General features: G+C 47.3%; 27 protein-coding genes. 26 read left to right on the forward strand and 1 reads right to left on the reverse strand.

The window, feature by feature from the left end:
* Nucleotides 1–98: 98 nt before the first annotated feature.
* Nucleotides 99–1,100 carry an ABC transporter substrate-binding protein gene (locus MKX59_RS11165; RefSeq protein WP_023989262.1) on the reverse strand — a complete coding sequence of 334 codons (1,002 nt, stop codon included), beginning with the start codon at nt 1,098–1,100 and terminating at the stop codon, nt 99–101.
* Between the two features lie 286 nt (nt 1,101–1,386).
* Here MKX59_RS11165 and MKX59_RS11170 point away from each other — a divergent pair, with 286 nt between their 5' ends.
* The 26 genes from MKX59_RS11170 to ahrC all read left to right on the forward strand — a co-directional run bounded on the left by MKX59_RS11170 (nt 1,387) and on the right by ahrC (nt 22,719).
* Nucleotides 1,387–1,968 carry a YqhR family membrane protein gene (locus MKX59_RS11170; protein ID WP_023989261.1) on the forward strand — a complete coding sequence of 194 codons (582 nt, stop codon included), beginning with the start codon at nt 1,387–1,389 and terminating at the stop codon, nt 1,966–1,968.
* An 81-nt stretch (nt 1,969–2,049) separates the two neighbouring features.
* Nucleotides 2,050–3,123 carry a M24 family metallopeptidase gene (locus MKX59_RS11175; RefSeq protein WP_053325698.1) on the forward strand — a complete coding sequence of 358 codons (1,074 nt, stop codon included), beginning with the start codon at nt 2,050–2,052 and terminating at the stop codon, nt 3,121–3,123.
* 33 nt (nt 3,124–3,156) lie between these two features.
* Nucleotides 3,157–3,714, forward strand: coding sequence for an elongation factor P (efp, locus tag MKX59_RS11180; RefSeq protein ID WP_023989259.1), 558 nt, complete (start codon nt 3,157–3,159; stop codon nt 3,712–3,714).
* 197 nt (nt 3,715–3,911) lie between these two features.
* Nucleotides 3,912–5,165 carry an aspartate kinase gene (locus MKX59_RS11185; RefSeq protein WP_028540593.1) on the forward strand — a complete coding sequence of 418 codons (1,254 nt, stop codon included), beginning with the start codon at nt 3,912–3,914 and terminating at the stop codon, nt 5,163–5,165.
* A 411-nt stretch (nt 5,166–5,576) separates the two neighbouring features.
* A complete protein-coding gene (spoIIIAA, locus tag MKX59_RS11190; protein ID WP_023989257.1) occupies nt 5,577–6,572 on the forward strand; it encodes a stage III sporulation protein AA in 996 nt (331 codons plus the stop codon).
* Nucleotides 6,565–7,083: a stage III sporulation protein SpoIIIAB gene (gene spoIIIAB, locus MKX59_RS11195; RefSeq protein WP_023989256.1), complete on the forward strand. Its 519-nt coding sequence runs from the start codon at nt 6,565–6,567 to the stop codon at nt 7,081–7,083. Before spoIIIAA ends, spoIIIAB begins: the two co-directional genes overlap by 8 nt.
* Nucleotides 7,084–7,095: 12 nt before the next feature.
* Nucleotides 7,096–7,299: a stage III sporulation protein AC gene (gene spoIIIAC, locus MKX59_RS11200; protein ID WP_010345636.1), complete on the forward strand. Its 204-nt coding sequence runs from the start codon at nt 7,096–7,098 to the stop codon at nt 7,297–7,299.
* Between the two features lie 8 nt (nt 7,300–7,307).
* On the forward strand, nt 7,308–7,697 hold the full coding sequence (gene spoIIIAD / locus MKX59_RS11205; RefSeq protein WP_013310826.1) for a stage III sporulation protein AD: 390 nt from the start codon (nt 7,308–7,310) through the stop codon (nt 7,695–7,697).
* Between the two features lie 12 nt (nt 7,698–7,709).
* Nucleotides 7,710–8,900 carry a stage III sporulation protein AE gene (gene spoIIIAE, locus MKX59_RS11210; protein WP_023989255.1) on the forward strand — a complete coding sequence of 397 codons (1,191 nt, stop codon included), beginning with the start codon at nt 7,710–7,712 and terminating at the stop codon, nt 8,898–8,900.
* A gap of 39 nt (nt 8,901–8,939) precedes the next feature.
* On the forward strand, nt 8,940–9,710 hold the full coding sequence (spoIIIAF, locus tag MKX59_RS11215; protein WP_023989254.1) for a stage III sporulation protein AF: 771 nt from the start codon (nt 8,940–8,942) through the stop codon (nt 9,708–9,710).
* Between the two features lie 16 nt (nt 9,711–9,726).
* The gene (gene spoIIIAG / locus MKX59_RS11220; protein ID WP_023989253.1) at nt 9,727–10,368 is read left to right on the forward strand and encodes a stage III sporulation protein AG; all 642 of its coding nucleotides are present in this window, start codon (nt 9,727–9,729) and stop codon (nt 10,366–10,368) included.
* 62 nt (nt 10,369–10,430) lie between these two features.
* Nucleotides 10,431–11,255, forward strand: a complete 825-nt coding sequence (locus MKX59_RS11225; protein WP_053325695.1) for a SpoIIIAH-like family protein — start codon at nt 10,431–10,433, stop codon at nt 11,253–11,255.
* Between the two features lie 138 nt (nt 11,256–11,393).
* A complete protein-coding gene (accB, locus tag MKX59_RS11230; RefSeq protein ID WP_068941548.1) occupies nt 11,394–11,879 on the forward strand; it encodes an acetyl-CoA carboxylase biotin carboxyl carrier protein in 486 nt (161 codons plus the stop codon).
* A 61-nt stretch (nt 11,880–11,940) separates the two neighbouring features.
* The gene (gene accC, locus MKX59_RS11235) at nt 11,941–13,284 is read left to right on the forward strand and encodes an acetyl-CoA carboxylase biotin carboxylase subunit (protein WP_023989250.1); all 1,344 of its coding nucleotides are present in this window, start codon (nt 11,941–11,943) and stop codon (nt 13,282–13,284) included.
* 125 nt (nt 13,285–13,409) lie between these two features.
* Nucleotides 13,410–13,823 (forward strand): Asp23/Gls24 family envelope stress response protein, encoded by a 414-nt coding sequence (locus tag MKX59_RS11240; RefSeq protein ID WP_028540595.1) that lies wholly within the window; start codon nt 13,410–13,412, stop codon nt 13,821–13,823.
* Between the two features lie 73 nt (nt 13,824–13,896).
* Nucleotides 13,897–14,436, forward strand: a complete 540-nt coding sequence (amaP, locus tag MKX59_RS11245; RefSeq protein ID WP_013310819.1) for an alkaline shock response membrane anchor protein AmaP — start codon at nt 13,897–13,899, stop codon at nt 14,434–14,436.
* Nucleotides 14,437–14,451: 15 nt separating this feature from the next.
* Nucleotides 14,452–14,685 carry a DUF2273 domain-containing protein gene (locus MKX59_RS11250; protein ID WP_023989248.1) on the forward strand — a complete coding sequence of 78 codons (234 nt, stop codon included), beginning with the start codon at nt 14,452–14,454 and terminating at the stop codon, nt 14,683–14,685.
* Between the two features lie 135 nt (nt 14,686–14,820).
* The gene (nusB, locus tag MKX59_RS11255; RefSeq protein WP_013310817.1) at nt 14,821–15,270 is read left to right on the forward strand and encodes a transcription antitermination factor NusB; all 450 of its coding nucleotides are present in this window, start codon (nt 14,821–14,823) and stop codon (nt 15,268–15,270) included.
* Nucleotides 15,271–15,307: 37 nt separating this feature from the next.
* Nucleotides 15,308–16,165, forward strand: coding sequence for a bifunctional methylenetetrahydrofolate dehydrogenase/methenyltetrahydrofolate cyclohydrolase FolD (folD, locus tag MKX59_RS11260; protein WP_076264823.1), 858 nt, complete (start codon nt 15,308–15,310; stop codon nt 16,163–16,165).
* A gap of 12 nt (nt 16,166–16,177) precedes the next feature.
* Nucleotides 16,178–17,542, forward strand: a complete 1,365-nt coding sequence (gene xseA / locus MKX59_RS11265; RefSeq protein ID WP_340858425.1) for an exodeoxyribonuclease VII large subunit — start codon at nt 16,178–16,180, stop codon at nt 17,540–17,542.
* A complete protein-coding gene (gene xseB, locus MKX59_RS11270; RefSeq protein ID WP_013310814.1) occupies nt 17,532–17,792 on the forward strand; it encodes an exodeoxyribonuclease VII small subunit in 261 nt (86 codons plus the stop codon). The genes xseA and xseB overlap by 11 nt, the downstream gene beginning before the upstream one ends.
* A complete protein-coding gene (locus MKX59_RS11275; protein WP_023989245.1) occupies nt 17,764–18,687 on the forward strand; it encodes a polyprenyl synthetase family protein in 924 nt (307 codons plus the stop codon). Before xseB ends, MKX59_RS11275 begins: the two co-directional genes overlap by 29 nt.
* Nucleotides 18,688–18,794: 107 nt before the next feature.
* Nucleotides 18,795–20,693 carry a 1-deoxy-D-xylulose-5-phosphate synthase gene (gene dxs, locus MKX59_RS11280; protein WP_023989244.1) on the forward strand — a complete coding sequence of 633 codons (1,899 nt, stop codon included), beginning with the start codon at nt 18,795–18,797 and terminating at the stop codon, nt 20,691–20,693.
* A gap of 76 nt (nt 20,694–20,769) precedes the next feature.
* Nucleotides 20,770–21,621 carry a TlyA family RNA methyltransferase gene (locus MKX59_RS11285; RefSeq protein ID WP_023989243.1) on the forward strand — a complete coding sequence of 284 codons (852 nt, stop codon included), beginning with the start codon at nt 20,770–20,772 and terminating at the stop codon, nt 21,619–21,621.
* Between the two features lie 155 nt (nt 21,622–21,776).
* Nucleotides 21,777–22,253, forward strand: coding sequence for a hypothetical protein (locus MKX59_RS11290; protein WP_071558535.1), 477 nt, complete (start codon nt 21,777–21,779; stop codon nt 22,251–22,253).
* Nucleotides 22,254–22,269: 16 nt separating this feature from the next.
* Nucleotides 22,270–22,719 (forward strand): transcriptional regulator AhrC/ArgR, encoded by a 450-nt coding sequence (ahrC, locus tag MKX59_RS11295; RefSeq protein WP_013310809.1) that lies wholly within the window; start codon nt 22,270–22,272, stop codon nt 22,717–22,719.
* The last annotated feature ends 13 nt before the right edge of the window (nt 22,720–22,732 follow it).

The raw sequence follows: 22,732 nt of genomic DNA on the forward strand, positions 1-22,732 counted from the left end.
AGCTCATGCCACAGGCTTATAAAAAAAGCATTTATGGAGCTCAGACTGCTCACATAAATGCTACTCATTATAAAACCGAATGAATATTTGGAGACAACTTATTGCGTAATTGCCCCGACAACCTGGTCAACCAGCCCTTTTGAAGAGAGGGGGCCGCCAAATGTCCATGTCGTACCGCTCAGTGAATAGGTACGTTTTTCTTTAACGAAATTTAGACCATTCCAGACCGAATTATTTTTCATGGGTGCGCCGAAAACATTATCGTCCGGCTGAACAATATAGATAAAGTTGCTGTCCTGAACGGCAGACAGAGCTTCAATGCCTACGGTTGAAAAGCCATACTGTTCAACTTTGCTCGGTTTCCAATCGTTAATCATGCCGATCTTCGCCAGTGTTGCTACGACGACTGAGTTATCTGAAAACATACGAAGGCTGGCCGCATTTTGCGAAGTGAAAGCCTGTGTCAGTATATAATGATAATCCGACTTGCCAGCAGCGGTGAGCTTTTCTTTGGCTTCAGCATAATGCTGATCCAGTTCGGCAAGCACCTGCTTAGCTTTGTCTTCTTTTCCAAGAGCACCTGCGATGCTATTAAAAATTTCTACCATTTTATCATGATCGTAGCCGTTACCATCGTTCAGATTATATTCGATCGTTGGAGCGATGGCCTTGAGTTGCTCATAGATAGCCTCATTTCCATCAACATTTGAAATGATCAGATCCGGCTTCAATGCAGCAATCGCTTCCAGATTCGGCTCGTTACGCGTGCCGACATCGACCACGCTACTATCGAGAGCCGCCTCCGGTGTCACGTACACCTTGTAGTTGGCATTGTCTGCATTACCAACCGGCTGAACGCCCAGCGCAATCAAATCCTCTGTAAATGTCCATTCCAGCACTACGACACGCTGTGCGGGCTTGTTGAGCGTGACCTCACCACGATTATGCTTTACCGTCACAGGACCAGTCGCTGTGTCAGTCGGTTTGCTACCCGACGTGGCTGTCTGATCTTTATCCGATGCTTTGTCGGCTGCTCCGCAACCTGCCAGAGTGAGCGTAAAAACCATTAACAATAAAATCCCGATTAATCCCTTTTTCATAGAAGCGTTCTCCCGTATATATGTTTTTAGGAAATGATAATGATTATCATTTTCATCATTATATTATGATAGAGGATTGAAATTTTGTCAATGTAAAAAACGGGTCCGTACCCTCAATTGGAAAGCTGCCATTATTCAGCATTCCTGTTCATTGTTAAACTATTCCCCCTTGGAGCATACTACCTAGCAAAATGGAATGCAGAATCCGATGGACGTACATGCATTTCCGATTGCAATTGTCTTTACGATGGGAAAAAGTTTGCATATTGAAAGGGGATTAAACAACATGAGTGAAACCTACTCTATACCCAAGATAGGACATGAACAGGAGCAGTCTCGCGGATCTCAGGATCAACGTCATCATAACGACAGTGGTAGAGGCAGGCAGCAGTCAGGCAAAATACATACGCCTCTCATTCCTTTTGCACTTGAGTTGGGTTTTTTTGCGGGTTTACTCTGGGGATTGCTGCGCTGGCTGTTTTATAAGTTGCATTTTACGGTAGTAGCGCCTGGCTTTCTCGCGGAGCCTTTTTTCAAGCATTCGTTTATGAACACCATGGCGGGACATCTGGTAGGGCTACTTTTTTTTATTGGATTATCCGTCGTAGCTTCACTGGTGTACACTCTGTTGCTGCGCAGATTTAAGGGTCCTATACCCGGAATTGTGTATGGTCTGATTTGGTGGGTTGTTTTATTTGTATTAACAGGTCCTAAGCTAGGAATGATGAATGCTCCTGATCGGTTAACATGGAATTCCTTATATACAGAAATTTGTGTGTTTATACTGTGGGGACTATTTATCGGATATACCGTTGCTGTCGAGTATACGGATGAAAGAAAGCGCGAGCCTGAGAAAGCTGAGGGCTGAACGTAACAAAAACTTCTCAAGCGCCTATCCCCTGTGTTAAAATAGCATTTGGTTATTTGACAGAGGGGAGCGGAATGAAAGATGAAGAATGACCGGGTGTTAAAGCTGCGGCAGGCGCTGGGCGAGCATAATCTGCGGGCTATGCTGATTACTAGCCCTGTCAATCGTCGATATTTGACAGGCTTCACAGGTTCGGCGGGTTATGTGCTGATTACGGAATCCCATAGCTATTTGCTGACTGACTTTCGCTATATGACGCAAGCGACCGAACAAGCCGAAGGCTTCACGGTGGTGCAGCACGCTGCACAGGTCATGGAAACGGTGAAAGAATTACTGTCTTCCCATCAGATCAGCGAAACAGGCTTCGAGCAAGACGCTGTAACTGTTGCGACGCATAAAGCTTATAGCGAAGATTTGTCACCTATTTCACTGGTTCCGGTGTCGGGCATTGTGGAGAAGCTACGGGTGTACAAGGATGCAGAAGAGCTGGAAGTGATGCAGCGGGCAGCGGATTTGGCAGATGCTACATTTGCACACATTTTACCTTACATCAAGCCGGGTGTCAGCGAGCGTGAGCTGGATCTGGAAATGGAATTCTTCATGCGCAAGCAGGGAGCTACATCCTCTTCATTTGACACAATTGTGGCTTCCGGGGTTCGTTCGGCATTGCCACATGGCGTAGCCAGTGCTAAGTTAGTACAAGCAGGCGAGCTAATTACGTTTGATTTTGGTGCGTTGCTGGATGGCTACTGCTCCGATTTGACACGTACAGTGGCTACACAAGGGGATTTGGCGCCCCAGTTGCGTGAAATCTACGATATTGTGCTTAAGGCGCAGCTTCACGCACTCGAACATATTAAGCCGGGCATGACAGGCCGTGAAGCGGATGCACTGACCCGGGATATTATTGCTGGCCATGGCTATGGAGACAATTTCGGGCACAGTACAGGTCATGGTCTGGGTCTGGAAGTACATGAATCTACACGCCTGTCTAAGGCAAGCGATGATATTCTGGAGCCGGGCATGGTGGTAACGGTCGAGCCAGGTATTTATGTGCCTGGATTGGGCGGTGTACGGATCGAGGATGATATCGTTATTACAGATAGCGGCATCAAGGTATTAACACATTCGAGCAAAGAATTTACAGTCGTTTAATAACGATAACAGTCCTGTAGGAGGGGTATTTTAGTGATTAACGTTAATGATTTTAAAACAGGATTGACCGTCGAGGTAGACGGAGATATTTTTACGGTGCTGGATTTCCAACACGTAAAACCGGGTAAAGGTGCGGCATTCGTGCGCTCCAAGCTTAAAAACCTGCGTAACGGCAACACTGTTGAACGTACATTCCGTGCGGGTGAAACGATCGGCCGCGCGCAAATTGAAAACCGTGGTGTGTCTTACCTCTATGCGAGCGCAGACGAGCATACATTCATGGATAATGAAACATATGATCAATTCACACTTTCAAGTGACCAACTGAAATGGGAACTTAACTTCCTGCAAGAAAACATGAATGTAAACATCATTAGCTATAATGGTGAAATTCTCGGGATTAACCTGCCTAACAGCGTAGAGCTGAAGGTTATTGACACTGAGCCGGGTATTAAAGGTAACACCGCTACGGGTGCTACTAAAAATGCAAAAGTTGAAACAGGACTGAACGTTCAGGTTCCATTGTTTATCAACCAGGACGACGTATTGCTGATTGATACACGCGATGGTAAATACATTTCCCGCGCATAAATTTTGCAGCTTTTAGATTTCCTCTGTCCTTGTTAAGGGCAGGGGATATTTTTATAAGCACTAATATTAAAAAACAATGGCTCCGTACAGCACTTTCGTATTATACTGTACTAAAGTTATGCCGCAGGATGTCACGTTCAAGTCGTTTGGTGCCATCTCAAGGTTACATACTGTTGAGTCTGAGGGAGTGAATATCGTTGTCTTTGTATGTCATGAAATTCGGAGGCAGTTCCGTCGGTGACACGGAGCGCATGAAACGCGTGGCAAAACGCGTTGTGGAGAAACAGAGTGAAGGGCATCAATGTGTAGTGGTTGTTTCCGCAATGGGAGACACGACAGACGAACTGATTGACCAGGCCAAATTGTTGAATGAGCAGTTGCCTGCACGTGAGCTGGATATGTTGATGACGACAGGTGAACAAATTTCAATCGCCTTGTTGTCGATGGCTATTCAGCAGTTGGGTCATGAAGCGGTATCGTTTACGGGATGGCAGGCTGGTTTCCGTACTGAATCTGACTTTGGTCGAGCACGGATTACGGATATTCAACCTCAGCGTGTGCTGGATGCACTGAGCAGCAACAAGATCGTTGTTGTAGCTGGTTTCCAAGGGATGTCTGCAGAGGGAGACATTACGACGCTGGGACGTGGTGGATCTGATACGACAGCGGTTGCGCTGGCGGCGGCGATTCAAGCGGACGCCTGTGAAATTTACACGGATGTGGACGGCATATATTCAACAGATCCACGGATCGTGAAGGTTGCTCGTAAGCTAAAAGAAATTTCTTATGATGAAATGCTGGAATTAGCTAATCTGGGTGCAGCTGTATTGCATCCTCGTGCGGTAGAATATGCCAAACATAACCGGGTACCGCTGATTGTGCGGTCCAGTTTTAACCATAATGAAGGAACGGTCGTAAAGGAGGATGCAGTAATGGAACAAGGCGTTGTAGTCAGTGGGATTGCATATGATAAAAATGTAGCAAGAATCAGTATTTTAGGCGTCGCCGATATCCCCGGTGTACTGGCGAAAGTATTTGGAACACTGGCGGCAGCCAAAATTGATGTAGACATTATTGTACAGAGCGGGGTTGAAGCTGGTAAAGCGGATTTCTCCTTTACAGTAGCTCTGACGGATCGTGAAGCAGCACTGAAGACGCTGGAAGGTATTCGTGGAGAGCTTCCGTACCGTGAAGTAACGTCTGAGGAAAACCTGGTGAAGGTGTCCATTGTAGGTGCAGGAATGGTTAGCCATCCGGGTGTTGCTGCGCAAATGTTTGCCGTACTGGCAGAGCAAGGCGTTAGCATTAAAATGGTAAGCACATCTGAGATCAAAGTATCGTGTGTAATTGAAGCGGGTAAACTTCATGAGGTTATTCAGGCGTTGCATACAGCTTATAACCTGGACACCGAGGAGCAAGCGTTTGTGGGTGGACCGCAGGACCGTCGTTAATAACTGCAACGTGAGATCTAGACACTGAATATGTCTAATGTGAACGATGCTTATGATAGGTAAAGGTTGATACAGGCCCTCTATTTATAGTTTGATAAATCATAGAATATAGCAGTAGGTTAAGAGGTTGTTCCATCAGCGAGAGTTAGACTGAGGGGCAGCCTCTTTTTTTGCTGAATCTATCTTTTCTACCCAAGGGTATCCCTTAGCTGACAAGGCTTTGAGAGGCCCTTTTTTATTTGTGCGAATTAGAGAATGGTGCTTAAACAAGCGGGAGAAAGGTCTGTTGAGTGTTGATAGGAGTTAGCAAAAGTTTGCCTAGGTTTTCAATATATTTTCGGCATAAAAAGCGAGAGTCAACCATAGACTTGTCTTAAAGAAAAAGGACAACTGTGAGGGGGCGGCATCGGTATGGAATGGCTGGAGTTATTTCCCGAACCGTTGCACGGTATACTTGGAAGGCTTCCAGAAACGGTATTTAAGCAACTGGAAGAAATCCGGGTCAGGGAAGGAAGGCCGTTGGAAATTAATGCAAATGGTGATCATCATTTTGTAACGTCTGCTGGTCGGCTGACTTTGAACCATGTGGAAGCCTATAAGCCTGACCGTGAGGATGCCCACCGACTGCTGGATTTTATCAGCAATCATTCCCTGTATACCATGGAAGAGGAGCTTCGTAAAGGGTTTATTACGATCCCTGGCGGTCATCGTATTGGCTTGGCAGGGAGAACCGTGCTCAACCGAGGACGAGTGGAGCATTTGAGGGATATAAGCAGCTTTAATGTAAGAATTGCTCGTGCAATTCCCGGCATAGCTGATCGGATATTGCCTTATGTAGCAGATCGAATGTCCGGGAAAATCCGGCACACCCTCATTTTGTCCCCTCCTCAGCATGGCAAAACGACACTGCTTAGGGACTTGGCTCGGCAACTCAGTTACGGAGGGATGGAAAGCAACGGAGGGCGACGGAATGGACTCAAGGTAGGCATTATAGACGAACGCTCTGAGATCGCTGGTAGTCACAAAGGTATCCCCGGTTTTGATGTCGGGCCTCGCACCGATGTATTGGACGGATGTCCGAAAGCAGAAGGCATGATGATGATGATCCGCTCGATGTCACCGGATGTCCTCATTGTTGATGAAATCGGACGACCGGAAGATGCGGAGGCGGTGCGCGAAGCGCTTCATGCAGGCATTGCAGTCATTGCTTCCGCACATGGTCGCGATGTGGCTGAAATGGCGACCCGGTCTGCGTTTGCTGGATTAACTACAGGACAAGAGCTGTTTCAACTCTACGTCATGCTGGAGCGGACGAGCCGGGGCGTCTCATTTCGGCTGGCAGATGCCAAGCAGCGCAGGCTTACACTGCCTGGAGAAGGGCAGAATGGGGGCATCTCCTATGCTTAAGCTGCTGGGTGCAGCCTTGGTTATACTGGCCGCTACGCTGGCAGGCTGGCAGCGGGCAAGGCAGTTTGCGATGAGGCCGCGGCAAATCAGGGAGTTGATTCTTGCGCTGCAAAGATTGACCACCGAGGTTTCCTACGGGGTGTCTCCGCTACCAGATGCTTTCGCCAAGACAGGAGAGCCCTTGCGAGAGCCGCTGCGCACTCTGTTTCAGCAAGCCTCACGCTGGATGCACCCCTCTTTTGGCCTGACTGCCAGAGAAAGCTTGCATAAAGCTATTGAAGACTCGTGGAACCGTTCCTCTATGAAGCAAGCCGAGAAGGAAGCGATGCGGCAGCTTGCTTACAGTCTTGGAACCAGCGACCGTGAAGACCAGATCAAGCACATTGCGCTGACCATCCAACAGTTATCCCATGAGGAAGCGCAGGCGCAGGCAGATCAGGTGAGGTACGAGCGTATGAGCAGGAGCCTGGGACTGCTGATCGGAGCATTGATCGTCATTTTGATCTATTAGCGGGGTGCTCGAATGAATTTAGAAGTGAACGCAATTTTCCAGATTGCCGGAATTGGCATTATTATCGCTATGATTCATACCGTATTAAAGCAAATGGGCAAAGAAGACATGGCCCACTGGGTAACGGTCATTGGTTTCGTCGTGGTCCTGTTCATGGTGGTGCGAATGCTGGATAACCTTCTGCAAGAGATCAAATCTATCTTTCTTTTTCAGTAGGTGGACACATGGAAATCATTCAGGTGGTGGGCTTCGCCCTCATTGCCACAGTCCTCATTTTAGTCATTAAGGAACAGAAGCCGATGTTTGCCTTTTTGATTGCAACAGCTGCGGGAATCGTCATTTTTTTGCTGCTGATTGGCAAGATCGGATCTGTGGTTGCTGTACTGGAGCGACTGGCCCGGTCTTCAGGCATGGATATGATCTATTTTAAAACCGTATTGAAAATAATCGGTATCGCTTATATTGCTGAATTTGGAGCGCAAATCGTTCGGGATGCAGGACAAGACGGGATTGCTTCCAAAATTGAGCTTACCGGAAAGGTACTCATTATGGTGCTCGCAATCCCGATTATCAGCATTATTATTGATACCATTCTGAAGCTGATGCCCGCCTGAGGGGGTGATGCCATGAAAAGGCTAGGGGGCATGCCGAATCTCAAAGTAATTGCAATGTTGCTGCTATGTCTCTGGTGTGCCTCAGCTGCGGTCCTCTTTGCAGATACACCGACAAACGAATGGATCAGACAGCAAGCGGAGCAAATGCCCAAAGATGAAGTAGAACATTATTGGGACGGGCTCATGCAGCAATACGGCGGATTTTTCCCTGATCAGAAAACGCCTTCCTTCATGGACATGCTGCTTCCAGGCGGTGAAGGGTTCAGCATAAAGGGTGTATTGAGCGCTATAGCTGATTTTTTCATCCATGAAATCCGGGTAAATGCCAAGTTGCTCGTCACCATCGTCATGCTCAGCATTATGAGTATGGTGCTGGAAACGCTGCAAAGCGCTTTTGAAAGCAAACAGGTCAGCAAAGTGGCCTACGCTATCGTATACATGGTCATTATCATTCTGGCGATTAATAGCTTTAGTGTAGCGATTGGTTATGCCAAAGAAGCGATTGATAGTATGATTCACTTCATGATGGCAATGTTGCCTTTGTTGTTTACCATGTTAGCTTCGATGGGTAACGTCGTAACAGTTTCGGTGACCCACCCGCTGATTGTATTTATGATCAACACAGTCGGAACAGTCATTCATACGCTGGTTTTCCCGCTACTGTTTTTCTCGGCTGTGCTGTACTTGGTCAACTCGTTGACAGGCAAATACAAACTGACCCAGCTAGCCGATCTGTTGCGGAACGCTGGAGTAGCAGTGCTGGGAGTGTTGCTGACCATATTTCTAGGAGTCATTTCGGTACAAGGCTTGACATCGTCAGTTACTGACGGATTAACGATCCGCACAGCCAAATATATTACAGGTAGCTTTGTTCCGGTGGTCGGCAAGGCGTTGGCAGATGCGACAGATACAGTCATTTCGGCTTCGCTGCTCGTTAAAAATGCCATTGGTCTGGTAGGAGTCATTATTATTTTGTTCCTGTGCGCATTTCCTGCTCTCAAGATTCTGACACTGGCTCTCATTTATAAAGTGACAGCAGCGATCATGCAGCCTTTGGGTGATACGCCTATCGTGGAATGTCTCGATGCGATCGGCAAGAGCATGATTTATGTTTTCGCGGCACTGGCGGCAGTGGGTTTAATGTCCTTCCTTGCGATTACAATCATGCTCGCAGCAGGAAATATGACGGTCATGATGAGGTGAACCAATGCACGTAAACCAACAAGGGGGGAGGGGAGTGACGTGACCTGGCTGGGAGGTTGGCTTAAGGAACTGGTGCTAATCGTGTTGCTGGCTTCTTTTGTCGATATGATCTTACCGAGCCGATCTATGGAAAGGTATGTCAAACTCGTTCTCAGCCTGCTTATTCTGCTGACGTTGCTGTCTCCGGTCGTGCGCTTACTGAGCAGCAGCCCCTCCGAGGTTTTAGGGCGAGCATTGGATCTTCAACGTCAGGCTGAGACAGGCAAGAGGGAACCGACATTGGAGGAGATTTTGGCAAAAGGCAGCCAGTTAAAGCAACAGCAAGAACAAAGCTCCATGCAATGGGCTGGCAAAGAGGTAGCTAAGGAAATGAAAGGACAATTGGAACAGTATACTGGGTTAGCAATTCAGTCGGTCCAGGTTACCCTTGCAAAGATTCAACAGAAGGAATCGGGGCTGGAGGCAGGAACGGGTGTCCAGTCGGTAGTGGTCAAATTGGCGGAGCAGCAGCCAGAAAAAGAAAAGAAAAACACAGACGTCTCGCCTGGTGCAGATGCTAAGCCGATTATGGTGGAGCCTGTGGCCGAAAAGACAGTGAATATTCGTGTGGAGCCGACACATACAAAAACTTCAGATTTTAATGAAGGAACGCGAGAAGATGATCGTAATCCTGATAAAACTGCTGAGGACGGAAAGCCAACGGATACGAAAGCTTTTGACTTAATTACAGGACTTCTACGTGAAAAATGGGGGATAGACAGCAAAAATGTTCAGGTGGTTTCTTCGCAGGATGGAACACATGAATGGTAACAGGAGGTGAGCAGAAATGAGCAAATGGCTGAAAAAGCTCGAGCGATGGCTGGGTGGAGGGGCGGATGGGGCGAAAAGATTCAACTCATTTCGTTGGCTGCTTATACTTGGCCTTATCGGTGTAGCGATCATGCTTTTTAATTCATTCGTTAATGTGAAAAAGGTCGATCCAGAAAACGTAGGGCGTGAGCCGCCTGGCGTGATGAAAAATGAGCCTACATTAGAGACAACAACAGGTGAAGAAAGTTCCTTTGCCGGGATCGAGAAGGTTTTTGAGGACAATATGAAACAGATGCTGGAGCAGATTGTTGGCGTAGGAACCGTCGATGTCATGGTTACGGTAGATTCCACCGAAGAAGTTATCGTTCAACGCAATGTAAAAGATATGCAGGAAGAGAACAACGAGACGGACGCCAATGGTGGACAACGGCACACTACTCAATATACACGTGATGGCGAGATTGTCACCTATGAGTCATCAGGTGGTCAGCACACCCCGATTGTGACAAAAAAAGTAAAACCGCAGGTGAGGGGAGTGCTTGTTGTGGCTATGGGGGCAGAAAACCCTACAGTGAAGCAGCTAATTGTCGATGCTGTACAGAAGGGACTAAATGTACCTTCCTACAAAATTTCAGTCGTACCGCGCAAGCAGGGATAATATGGAATTGAGGAACAAAGAAGTTTATATTTTAAACCATTAATGAATATGGAGGACGGAACATGAATAATAAAAGACAAACCGTTTGGCTGGTGTCCATGCTGAGTTTAATGGTCGTGCTGTCTGCGTATTATTTGTTTACGGAGGACTCGAGCCCTGCAAATCCACCAGTAGCCGATAGTGAGCAAGTGAGCAAGGTTAAGCAGGATGCCGCACAGGAAGCAACGACGAAGGCAGAGGAACAATTGAACGAACTGAAGGTAAATGAAGTAGTGACGAATGGCGAAGTAACTGATGGAGCATCAGCAACTTCCACAAAATCGGATACGGCTTCCACAACTGACCCAGCAACGGAAAACTCAAAAGGCGATAAAGATACGGCAGCTGCCCCTACTACTGAACCGGCGACATCCGATCAAAACACAACTGCGACTAAAACGGACGCGACAGCACAAAGTGACGACAAAGCAACCTCTACAGCCAAAACCGACCAGCAGGTACTGGATCAAGTGGCAACCGATCAAGCTGCCCAACCTACAGCAGCAGCAGTGATTGACAACTATTTGCTGGAACGGGATGTGGAAAATCAGAAGAAAAATGATGAACTGACTACCGCAATGAACGACAGCACACCAAAGAAAGCTGCTGAGGCTCAAAAGGAATTACATGTACTTGAAGATAAGCAGGCTAAAATTACTGGAATTGAAGAAGAGCTTCAGCAGCAGTTCGCCAATGCGGTCGTCCGTGAGGAAGATGCTGATAAATACAAAGTAGTGGTTCTGAGTGAAAAATTGGATGCTAAGCAAGCGGTAACAATTGTCGATAAAGTCATGAAGGAACTGAATGTAACGCAGGATAAGATCAGTGTCCAGTATGTTACACAATAAGACAAAAAACGCGAAAAAGCCCGGATTTCTGCATTATTCCGGGCTCTTTCTATTTTTAATGATTGTGATATAATACATAAAGCTGTTTCAACAATGTTATCAGCAACCGGCAAAATGCTGAAGGAGTGATTAATAGAGATGTTTAAATTAAGCGAGATTAAGGAATTGATCAAGCTGGTGGATGAAACGTCTGTGCATGAGCTTGAAATTGAAAATGAAGGAACTCGCCTGTTGATCCGGAAACCGGGCAAAAGCGAGATCGTTACGGTACAGGCTCCTGTGGCAACACCTGCTTATGCAGTGGCACCACAAGCTGTTATTCCAAATCCACAAGTACAGTCCGATGTTGGACTTGCTGGGGAACCGAGGGAATATGCAAGCAATCTACATAAAATCGTATCTCCGATGGTAGGCACTTTCTATAGTTCTTCATCTCCGGATACGGCTCCGTATGTGAGTATCGGCAGCAAAGTGGGCGAAAAAACAACGGTATGTATCATTGAAGCGATGAAGCTGATGAACGAGCTGGAAGCTGAAGTGAAGGGCGAAATTGTGGAAATTTTGGCCGAAAACGGACAGTTGGTCGAGTATGGCCAGCCATTGTTCCTTGTGAAACCGGAGTAAAAAGCTTGTTTGAACCCTCTTTTGAGGGTTCGGCAAGACTACTCCCAGGGAGGATAAAGTCATGACATTTCAAAAAGTATTGATTGCGAATCGTGGAGAAATTGCGGTTCGTATCATTCGCGCTTGCCGCGAAATGAATATTTCGACAGTTGCCGTATATTCGGAAGCTGACAAGGATTCGTTACATGTGCGTCTCGCAGATGAGGCTTACTGTATCGGACCGACGCTATCTAAGGACAGCTACCTTAATTTTACGAATCTGATGAGCGTTGCTACATTGACTGAATGTGATGCCATTCATCCAGGTTACGGATTTTTGGCGGAAAACGCAGACTTCGCTGAAATTTGCGAATCGTGTAATATTACGTTTATTGGTCCTTCTCCTGAAGCCATTAACAAAATGGGAGATAAGGCCGTAGCCAAACAGACCATGAAGGATGCCGGAGTTCCGGTTATTCCGGGTTCAGACGGGCTGGTTGAGGATTTGCAGGATGCGATCAGCATCGCACGTGATATCGGATATCCGGTAATTATCAAGGCCACAGCAGGTGGCGGAGGTAAAGGTATTCGTATCGCCGAAGATGAGGATAACCTTATTCAGCAAATCACTACTGCTCAGCAGGAGGCGCAAAAAGCATTTGGCAATGCGGGTGTGTACCTGGAAAAATATTTGACCGGTATGAAACATGTGGAAATACAGATCATAGCGGACAAGCATGGTAATGTTGCCCATTTGGGCGAACGGGACTGCTCTGTGCAGCGTCGTCGTCAGAAGTTATTGGAGGAAGCACCATGTCCTGTACTATCGCAGGATGTTCGTGAAGAAATGGGTCAGGCAGCTGTTCGTGCAGCTTTGGCCGTTCAATACTCTGGTGCAGGTACTCTCGAATTTTTGCTTGGCCCGGACAATAATTTCTATTTCATGGAAATGAATACACGTATTCAGGTAGAACATCCAGTAACAGAAATGATTACTGGTGTAGACCTGATTAAGGAAATGATTTCTGTCGCTGAAGGACATCCGCTTTCCTTTACGCAGGAAGAAGTCACCATCAATGGCTGGGCGATAGAGTGTCGTATTAATGCTGAGGATCCGGATCGTAATTTTATGCCTGCACCGGGTAAAATCGGATTTTATCTGCCTCCAGGCGGTCCTGGAGTACGGGTAGACAGCGCAGCATATCCAGGTTATAGCATTCCTCCTTATTATGACTCTATGATCGCCAAGCTGATTGTGTGGGCACCTACACGGCAAGATGCAATTGCCAAAATGAAGCGGGCTTTGTCTGAGTTTGCTATTGAGGGCATACCCACAACGATTTCTTTTCATCAGCGCTTGCTAGAGCATCCTACCTTTATTAAAGGCGATTTTGATATTAAATTTTTGGAGGAAAACGAAGTTTAATCGGTATATTTCCTCAGTTTGTCATAATGAACGCCAAATGATATAGTATGGATAATAAGTGAGCATGTCTGCTTTGAAATCCAAAGCTGGAATGAAACTTATTTTGACCGAAAGGTGTTGAAGGTATGAGCACAGTGCCAACCGAATTCGAACGTACAGAAATTGGGGAGATTCAAATTGCCCCAGAAGTTATTGAAGTCATTGCCGGACTGGCTACCGTTGAGGTACCGGGCGTTGCGGGAATGAGTGGCGGATTTGCTGGTGGGTTTGCCGAATTGCTAGGCCGCAAAAATTTATCTAAAGGTGTAAAAGTGGAAGTCGGACAGCGTGAAGCTGCTGTAGACGTCTCCGTCATTATTGAGTACGGTAACCGTCTGCCTGAGGTGGCTGCTGCTATTCAGCATAATGTTAAGCGTTCGATTGAGAACATGACAGGTCTTAACGTTGTTGAAGTGAACGTGCAAATTCATGATGTTCAATTCAAAAGTGCCGAAAAAGTAGAAGAGCCGGAAGTGCTGGGCGCCGGACGGGTTAAATAGAGCGATACTTTGTACAAACCCCCGACCCTTATGGGTCGAGGGTTTACTCTAATTTAAGGAGGCTGTGCGTTTCGTGGCTAAAGTTATGGACAGACTTCTGCTGTTCTTGTACAGCTTAAGTATCGGAATTATTTCCATTCTCGCCATCCTCCTCCTGAGCGGGGCCATTCCGTATGTTTTAAGTATTGAGGATGAGCGAGTGGTGTGGTTTACCAGCCTGATTATTGCAGGGGTTCTGTTGTTATTGAGTCTTCGTTTTTTTTATATCTCTATTCGACGGAACCAAACCGTACAGCATTCTATTGATCAACGAACGGAATATGGTGACATTCAGATTTCAGTGGACACCATTGAAAATTTGTGCCTCAAAGCAGCTTCCCGATTTCGCGGGATGCAGGATTTGAAAGCACGCGTTCGCGTGTTGGAATCGGGACTTGATATTACGATTCGGGCGGTTGTAGACGGGGAAAGCTCCATTCCGGTGTTAACCTCCGAGGTACAAAAGGGGGTACACGATCATGTGGAAGAAATTACAGGAATTCCTGTGTCCAATGTGTCGGTGTACATCGCTAATGTTTCTCAGTCACCCAGCTTTAAGAGTCGTGTGGAATAGAGGTGATTTTCCCTGATGCCCTGGAAAGAAATATGGGGAAGTTACAAGGGCCGGATCATGGGGATCACGGCTGGTATTTTTTTCGGTTTTATTTATTTGTGGGCAGGCTTTTGGAATATGTTGTTCTTTGCATTGATGGTGTTCATCGGATATACGCTAGGAAGACGTAGCGATTCAGCGCTTGGTTCATTCCTCCCTTGGAAGGAATGGGGCGATTGGTTGTCGCAGCGTTGGCGTCCTTTTAAATGAACCCTGTGATACGTGTTCTCCAAAATAGAGCTGTAGCTTCTTTGCGCCCAACGTTTTGGAGGATGCGTTCACAGGTTTTTTTGTGGAAATTGGTTAGAATGAAAAATAGATATAGGCAAGCGTAGGAGGCAGGGCATGAAAAGACGTCTGGCGAGGGAATTAGCGGTACAGAGTATGTACCATATGGAAATGAATGAAGTGGATGCGGCAGCAGCCGTGGACATGTTGCTTCAGGAAGCCGCTGAGGAAAACGAAGCGGAAGTTGTCGTTAAAAACGCGGCAGTTTTAAGAGCGTATGTTTTGGAGCATGTGCGGGGTACGTGGGAGCACAAGGAAGCCATTGATGGGCTGTTGGTGGATTATCTTAAAGGCTGGCAGATCAGCAGACTTTCACGTGTAGATCGTCAAATTTTGAGACTTGCGGCATATGAGATGATTTTCCGTGAGGATGTTCCAGCTAAGGTAGCTGTTAATGAAGCGATTGAATTGTCGAAGCACTTTGGTACCGAGGAATCCGGTAAATTTGTTAATGGTGTACTGGGACGAGTGATTCAAGAACTGGAGCAATTGAAAGCACGTTTTTAAGTAGAGACTACTGAATCAGGTTGGAGAGTGGATAAACATGTCAGCACCGATCATTGATGGTAAACAAATCTCTCAGGATATTCGCGCAAGCATTCAGCAAGAGGTCATTCGTCTGAAAGAGCACCGGTTTCAGCCGGGACTGGCTGTTGTATTGGTAGGCGAAGATCCCGCTTCGCAGGTATATGTTAAAAACAAGGAAAAGGCATGCCATGATCTCGGCTATTACTCAGAGGTTCACCGGTTAACAGCAGATACTTCGCAGGAAGCATTGCTGGAACTGGTGGACAAGCTGAACCATCAAAGTACTGTCCATGGAATTTTGGTACAACTGCCGTTGCCAAAGCATATTCATGAAAAAGCTGTCATTGACGCGATTGCAGTGGAGAAGGATGTGGATGGATTTCATCCGGTGAACGTAGGAAATTTGGTCATCGGTGACGATAGTCTATTGCCTTGTACTCCTGCTGGAGTCATTGAGTTAATCAAGCGTGCTGGAGTGGAGATAGCTGGTAAACATGCGGTAGTTATTGGTCGCAGTAATATCGTAGGCAAGCCAGTGTCTTTATTGTTGCAGCGTGAAAATGCTACGGTTACGATGTGCCACTCCCGTACAGCGAATATCGCGGATCTAAGTCGACAAGCGGATATCTTAGTCGTTGCGATCGGCAAAGCCAACTTTATTGATGCTTCGTTCGTGAAGCCCGGAGCGGTAGTGATAGATGTGGGGATGAACCGTCTGGAGAACGGAAAGTTGGCGGGGGACGTTGATTTTGAGAGCGTGAAGCAAGTGTCTGGTCCGATTACGCCTGTTCCCGGCGGAGTAGGCCCGATGACAATTACGATGCTGATGCAAAATACGCTTGTAGCGGCCAAGCGGTCGCACGGTTTGGCATAAGGGCAGCTGCCTGTGGCTGAACAACGTATTTACTCTATAAAGGACCTGAATCGTTATATCCGGATGAAACTGGAATCGGATCAGGTGCTGTCTGATGTATGGATACGCGGGGAAATTTCTAATTTTACGCATCATTCGAGTGGTCACATGTACTTTACGCTCAAGGATGAGGGGAGTCGCATACGTTCGATTATGTTTGCAACCCATAATCAGCGGCTCCCTTTCGTACCGAAAGAAGGTACGCGTGTTATTGCCCGGGGAAACGTATCCGTGTACGAACGAGATGGACAATATCAGTTTTATGCAACTCAAATGCAGCCTGACGGCATAGGAAGCCTTTATCTGGCTTACGAACAGCTCAAGCAAAAGCTGGATGCAGAGGGACTGTTTGATACTGCTCGTAAGCGTAATCTCCCTGCCCATCCGGCAACCATTGGCGTGATTACGTCACCGACCGGAGCGGCTGTGCGTGATATTATTACGACACTTCAACGGCGATACCCGCAGGCTGGAATTGTGTTGTATCCTGTGCTCGTACAAGGAAAAGGTGCCGCACCCTCGATAATCAAGGCAATTGAAGCTATGAATCGTATGCAAGAGGTTCAGGTGATAATCGTCGGACGGGGAGGTGGCTCGTTGGAAGAACTGTGGGCTTTTAATGAGGAAGCGGTTGCGCGCGCCATTTACGAATCGGTCATTCCGGTTATTTCGGCAGTTGGACACGAAACGGATTTTACTATTGCCGATTTTGTGGCTGACTTGCGTGCGGCAACGCCAACCGCAGCAGCCGAGTTGGCTGTGCCTAATCAGGCAGAGCTACGGGATCAGCTGCTCCAACGTGAGCAACGGTTGCGCAACGCCCTCCGGCAGCGGCTGGAAACCAGCCGTGAACGCTTGGCGAGGCTTCAGCGTTCGCCAGTTCTGCTGCACCCACGCCGTTATATGCTACAGCATGCAGAGCGAATGGACATGCTGCATCAGCGGCTGATTCGCGCAGCGGGTAACCGTTCGCGTTTGAACGCAGAAAAGAACGCACGTATGCGTCAGGTACTAGAGCGGTTTAATCCGCGTGAACAAATTCGTTCGGCACGCAAGCAGACGGATATGGCGCAACGTCAGCTGGAGTCTGCGATGCGTGCTATTACGAAAACGGGACGGCAGCAGTTGCACACGGGAATTCGTCAGCTGGATGCGCTGAGCCCACTCAAAGTCATGGCCCGAGGCTATAGCTTGGTATACGATGAGCAGGAGAAACGGCTGATTAAGTCGCTCAAAGACGTACAGCCGGGAGATTCCATCAAGATTAAAGTAAGTGATGGGCAGTTGGACTGCCAAGTATGGGGAATGAAGGAGGACGCGAAGCACGGTGGCGAATGAAACGGAATTGAATTTTGAAGCGGCTATGGCCGCTCTTGAAGAAATTGTCGGACAACTGGAGCATGGAGACGTTCCTCTGGAGCAAGCCATTGATTTGTTCCAGCGGGGGATGAAGCTGTCTCAGCTTTGCAGTCAGAAGCTGGAGCAGGTTGAACGTAAAATTGAAATGATCGTGGAAGAGGATGGAGATTTGCGCAAGAAGCCTTTTGGCGGTGGATTGGATGAAAACGGCGGTGAAGGGCTTGAATAGACCGTCGTTCAAGGAATATTTGACCGGGACGACGGATGTAGTTTCATCCGCACTGATCGAGCAGTTCCCGGTCGATTGGAACATTCCCGCTGTTCTTCGAGAATCCATGAATTACTCACTTACCGCAGGCGGAAAACGGCTGCGGCCTCTGCTTGTGATCGCTGCTGCTGAAGCATTCGGTGGAAGTAGGGAAGCTGCGCTGCCAGTGGCATGTGCGGTAGAAATGGTACATACGTACTCCCTCATTCATGACGACTTGCCAGCCATGGATGATGATGATTATCGGCGAGGTAAGCTGACGAATCATAAGGTATACGGCGAGGCGGTTGCTGTCCTTGCGGGTGATGCTTTGTTGACCCATGCCTTTTACAGCATTGTGCAAGCAGGACGGCGTCACGGTGTTTCATCCGATGCGCTATTGTCCATTGTCGAGGATTTGTCCGAAATGAGTGGCGCGCGGGGCATGGTAGGCGGACAGGTTGCCGATATGTCAGGCGAGCAAGGAATGACGGGGATCGAGGAACTGGAATATATCCATCTTCATAAAACTGCTGATTTGATTATTTTCTCGCTCTTGGCAGGTGGACGGATTGGTGGGGCGGACAAGAGTCAATTAGAGGCGCTTCGCCGTTTTGGACGAGACTTGGGGCTGGCTTTTCAGATACAGGACGATATACTGGACCTCATAGGCGATGAGAGCAAAATGGGTAAGAAAACGCAAAGTGATGTTGAACAGGAGAAGGTTACCTATCCGTATTTCATTGGTATGGACGCATCTTTGCAGCAGGTGGAGGAACTCACCGCATCTGCTAAAAAAGTGATAACAGAGAGCGGTATTCCCGATTCTTCTCGTTTGCTGGAGATAGCCGATTACCTGATGAAGCGTGATCATTAGTTGCCTTAGAGCTGTTTTGACTTGTCTGCGTTTAAGCACAGTCAAAAAGTGTGATATAATATTTGTTAACTTTACACACAAACTTGAAGGAAAGCGGGGAGATATGCGTGCTGCTTCCACACATAAAGCAACCAGGCGATCTGAAATCACTGTCGGTTGAGGAGTTGGCTTCTCTGGCCGAGGAAATCAGGAGCTTTTTGATTGAGAAGCTGTCCGTGACTGGGGGGCATCTGGCATCGAATCTGGGAGTGGTTGAGCTCACGATCGCCCTGCATTATTGCTATAACAGTCCGAAGGACAAGATGATTTATGACGTTGGGCACCAAGCCTACGTACACAAAATATTGACAGGGCGAATGGATCGTTTTGATACACTTCGTCAGCGTGATGGACTTTGTGGTTTTGTAAAAAGAAGCGAGAGTGAGCATGATGTTTGGGAAGCTGGTCATAGCAGCACTTCTCTGTCGGCCGCAATGGGAATGGCTTTGGCTCGAGATTTGAAGGGCGAGGACAATAAAGTCATTGCAATGATCGGAGACGGCGCGTTGACTGGGGGGATGGCCTTCGAAGCGTTGAATCATATCGGACATGAGCGCAAAAATTTAATGGTCATTCTGAATGACAACGAAATGTCCATAGCACCTAATGTGGGGGCCATGCATAATTATTTGAGTAAAATCCGCTCGGACCGTCATTATTTGCGAGCAAAAGATGAGCTGGAAGTCTTGCTGAAAAAAATACCCGCGATCGGCGGTAAACTTGCCAAATCGGCTGGCCGTGTCAAGGACAGTCTTAAATATATGATGGTGCCTGGTGTACTGTTTGAGGAACTGGGACTTACGTATCTCGGTCCAGTGGACGGGCATGATTTGCCGAAGCTAATCGAAACCTTCCAGCAGGCTGATAATGTCACTGGCCCTGTATTGGTGCATGTCGTAACCACCAAGGGCAAGGGCTATAAACCTGCAGAGGCAGATTCACACAAATGGCACGGAATCAGCCCTTACAAGATTGAATCGGGTCAGGTACTCAAAGCTGTAGGTAATCCGATGTATACGGAAATTTTCGGCCGAACGCTGATTGAGCTGGCTGAGCAGGATGAGCGCATCGTTGCGGTCACGCCTGCTATGCCTGGTGGATCAGGACTGGTACCGTTTAGTAAAGAGTTTCCTAGCCGTATGATTGACGTAGGCATTGCTGAACAGCATGCAGCTACCATGTGTGCTGCGTTGGCAATGGAAGGGCTGAAACCGGTGTTTGCGGTGTATTCGACTTTTATGCAGCGTGCTTATGACCAGATTGTGCATGATATCTGTCGTCATAATGCGAACGTAATGTTCGCGATTGACCGTGCAGGTTTTGTTGGGGCTGACGGGGAAACTCATCATGGCGTGTTTGATGTGGCATTCCTACGTCATATCCCGAATCTTGTGCTTATGATGCCAAAGGATGAGAACGAGCTACGCCATATGATGAAAACAGCGCTCGATTATGAAGACGGTCCAATTGCTTATCGTTACCCGCGTGTTAATGTGGTTGGCGTGCCGTTGGATAAAGAATTACAGGCTATTTCCATCGGCAGTTGGGAGCTCCTGCGTAAGGGTGAGGGCTTTGCTGTAATTGCATCAGGACCGATGCTCCAGGTGGCGACAGAGGCTGCGGAGGCGATGAAACGTGAAGGGTTGCAAGTGGGCGTAGTGAATGCCCGTTTCCTGAAGCCTTTGGACGAGGATATGTTGCGTGAGCTGGCTCGTCAGCATACGAAGCTGATCGTATTGGAAGAAGCTTCTGAAGCAGGAAGCTTGGGTAGCGCTGTACTGGAATTTTACGCCAAAGCCGAAATACAAGAGGCGCAGGTGCGCCTAATGGGGATTCCCGATCTGTTCGTGGAGCATGGCTCCATTAAAGAGCAGCGTGCTGAAGTAGGGCTTACCATTGAAGATGTATGCTTAAAGCTGCGTAAATGGGCTGCTGAACCAGCATATGGCATGGGACAGTCCGTATAGGGTAACTTGAAGCGAAGACCATGACGTTTATAAAAAGTATGACAAGAGCAGCCTGGCTGCCTAAAGGGAGATTAACATGTCTGTTCCGAAGGAACGCATTGATGTATTACTTGTAGAACAAGGCTTTTTTGAAAGCCGTGAAAAAGCTAAAGCTGCGATTATGGCTGGTCTAGTGCTGGCGGACAGCGAACGGATAGAGAAAGCGGGTATGAAGGTACCACGCGCCAGCGAGCTTAAAGTTAAGGGTTCGGTGCATCCGTATGTAAGCCGTGGAGGATTAAAGCTAGAGAAGGCCATTCGTCAATTTGAGCTGGATATGAAGGGCAGGACAATGCTGGATATTGGTTCGTCCACTGGAGGTTTTACGGATTGTGCACTTCAGCATGGAGCGGAATACGTATACGCCATTGATGTGGGTTATAATCAGCTGGATTGGTCGCTTCGTAATGATGAACGAGTATGCGTAATGGAAAAAACGAATTTCAGATATATGACACCTGCGGATTTGAATGGTTCTGTCCCGAATTTCGCAAGTATTGACGTTTCGTTTATTTCATTACGTATTATTTTGCCCCCGTTGCTTGCCTTATTGCATCAACCTGCTGATATTGTAGCTCTAATCAAGCCGCAATTCGAAGCTGGACGCGAAAAGGTCGGAAAATCCGGTGTGGTCCGTGATCCTGCTACGCATAAAGAAGTGTTGCAGACCATTCTGATGTTTGCGCATGAGCTTGGACTTACGCTGCAAGGTTTGGCTTATTCGCCTATTACAGGTGGAGAAGGCAATATTGAATTTTTAGCGCATTGGCGTTTGGATGGGCTTCCTGCTGCAGAATCGCAGCTGGAGAAGATGGATTTCAGACCACTAATTGAACGTACTGTTCAGGAAGCAGGGCAGACTTTTAATAATGGTCCATCGCGTAAGTAACATTCAGGGGTTCTCCATGAGTTCTGTGAACTTAAGGGAACCTCTTTTTGGTGTGAGGGATTGATTATAGAACTCACGTTCGCCTATAATGAGATGTACAAAGGAAAAGGAATTTTACATCTTGTCCTAGAATATGTCCATGAGGTGATCGGTCCATGGACACAAGATATGATACGATTATCATCGCTGTAATCGGGGTGATATTAGGGATATGGGCTTTATATAGCCTGCGTGCCTGGTTGAAGGAGCCAGGGCCGCTTGTGCTAAAGACAATACCGATTAACGAGGATTTGGATGAAGGGCCTGCTATAGATATACTCGAAGAAGCAGGTTATGAAGTAGTGGGTGGGAAAATGAAAATACCGCTTGCTTTTAAAGTGAATGGACATACCGTGTATAGCCGTTTGTTTCTAGACTACGTGGCTGTACGAAACGGTTCGACATATATGGTCAAAACGTCACGCCGCAAGAAACCAATGGAGTGGAGTGGTCCTGATTTACGGGACAGGCTCATGCCGTATTTGTTGCTCTATCCGGGTTGCGCGGGTGTATTGTACGTTGATACGGACGAGCGAAGTATTCGCCTTATTACATTAGTGGAAGACCTCGAAGAAGAGGAATATGAAGGTTAATCCATAGGAGGATTATATGAAGGGTCAACGACATATTAAAATTAGGGAAATTATTTCACAACATGAGATTGAGACGCAGGATGATCTGGTTGAAGCATTGCGTAAGGCTGGTTTTCAGGTCACACAGGCGACCGTATCGCGTGATATCAAGGAGCTGCTGCTGATCAAGGTTCCAATGGACGATGGCAGATATAAATATTCAATGCCTTCAGATCAGCGCTACAATCCGGCCCAGAAACTGAAACGTACGTTGGTCGATAACTTTTTGCATATTGACTACACAACCAATCTGATTGTGATGAAGTGTCTGCCGGGAACAGCCAACTCGATTGCTGCTTTATTGGACAATATTGAATGGTCCGAGATTATGGGTACGATTAGCGGAGATGACACCATTTTGATTATTTGCCGATCGGAAGAAAACAGCGAAGCTATCGTGAATCGTCTTATGGGCTATATTTCCTAATTATAATGGCTAC

This window comes from Paenibacillus sp. FSL R7-0340 (genome assembly GCF_038002205.1).
In the GTDB taxonomy this organism is placed as follows: domain Bacteria; phylum Bacillota; class Bacilli; order Paenibacillales; family Paenibacillaceae; genus Paenibacillus; species Paenibacillus polymyxa_B.

Coding starts and splice junctions, on each gene's coding strand:
- MKX59_RS11165 (WP_023989262.1), bottom strand. CDS start 1,100: ATGAAAAAGGGATTAATCGGGATTTTATTGTTAATGGTTTTTACGCTC.
- MKX59_RS11170 (WP_023989261.1), top strand. CDS start 1,387: ATGAGTGAAACCTACTCTATACCCAAGATAGGACATGAACAGGAGCAG.
- MKX59_RS11175 (WP_053325698.1), top strand. CDS start 2,050: ATGAAGAATGACCGGGTGTTAAAGCTGCGGCAGGCGCTGGGCGAGCAT.
- spoIIIAA (WP_023989257.1), top strand. CDS start 5,577: ATGGAATGGCTGGAGTTATTTCCCGAACCGTTGCACGGTATACTTGGA.
- spoIIIAB (WP_023989256.1), top strand. CDS start 6,565: ATGCTTAAGCTGCTGGGTGCAGCCTTGGTTATACTGGCCGCTACGCTG.
- spoIIIAC (WP_010345636.1), top strand. CDS start 7,096: ATGAATTTAGAAGTGAACGCAATTTTCCAGATTGCCGGAATTGGCATT.
- spoIIIAD (WP_013310826.1), top strand. CDS start 7,308: ATGGAAATCATTCAGGTGGTGGGCTTCGCCCTCATTGCCACAGTCCTC.
- spoIIIAE (WP_023989255.1), top strand. CDS start 7,710: ATGAAAAGGCTAGGGGGCATGCCGAATCTCAAAGTAATTGCAATGTTG.
- spoIIIAG (WP_023989253.1), top strand. CDS start 9,727: ATGAGCAAATGGCTGAAAAAGCTCGAGCGATGGCTGGGTGGAGGGGCG.
- MKX59_RS11225 (WP_053325695.1), top strand. CDS start 10,431: ATGAATAATAAAAGACAAACCGTTTGGCTGGTGTCCATGCTGAGTTTA.
- accB (WP_068941548.1), top strand. CDS start 11,394: ATGTTTAAATTAAGCGAGATTAAGGAATTGATCAAGCTGGTGGATGAA.
- accC (WP_023989250.1), top strand. CDS start 11,941: ATGACATTTCAAAAAGTATTGATTGCGAATCGTGGAGAAATTGCGGTT.
- MKX59_RS11240 (WP_028540595.1), top strand. CDS start 13,410: ATGAGCACAGTGCCAACCGAATTCGAACGTACAGAAATTGGGGAGATT.
- MKX59_RS11250 (WP_023989248.1), top strand. CDS start 14,452: ATGCCCTGGAAAGAAATATGGGGAAGTTACAAGGGCCGGATCATGGGG.
- nusB (WP_013310817.1), top strand. CDS start 14,821: ATGAAAAGACGTCTGGCGAGGGAATTAGCGGTACAGAGTATGTACCAT.
- folD (WP_076264823.1), top strand. CDS start 15,308: ATGTCAGCACCGATCATTGATGGTAAACAAATCTCTCAGGATATTCGC.
- MKX59_RS11275 (WP_023989245.1), top strand. CDS start 17,764: ATGAAAACGGCGGTGAAGGGCTTGAATAGACCGTCGTTCAAGGAATAT.
- MKX59_RS11285 (WP_023989243.1), top strand. CDS start 20,770: ATGTCTGTTCCGAAGGAACGCATTGATGTATTACTTGTAGAACAAGGC.
- MKX59_RS11290 (WP_071558535.1), top strand. CDS start 21,777: ATGGACACAAGATATGATACGATTATCATCGCTGTAATCGGGGTGATA.
- ahrC (WP_013310809.1), top strand. CDS start 22,270: ATGAAGGGTCAACGACATATTAAAATTAGGGAAATTATTTCACAACAT.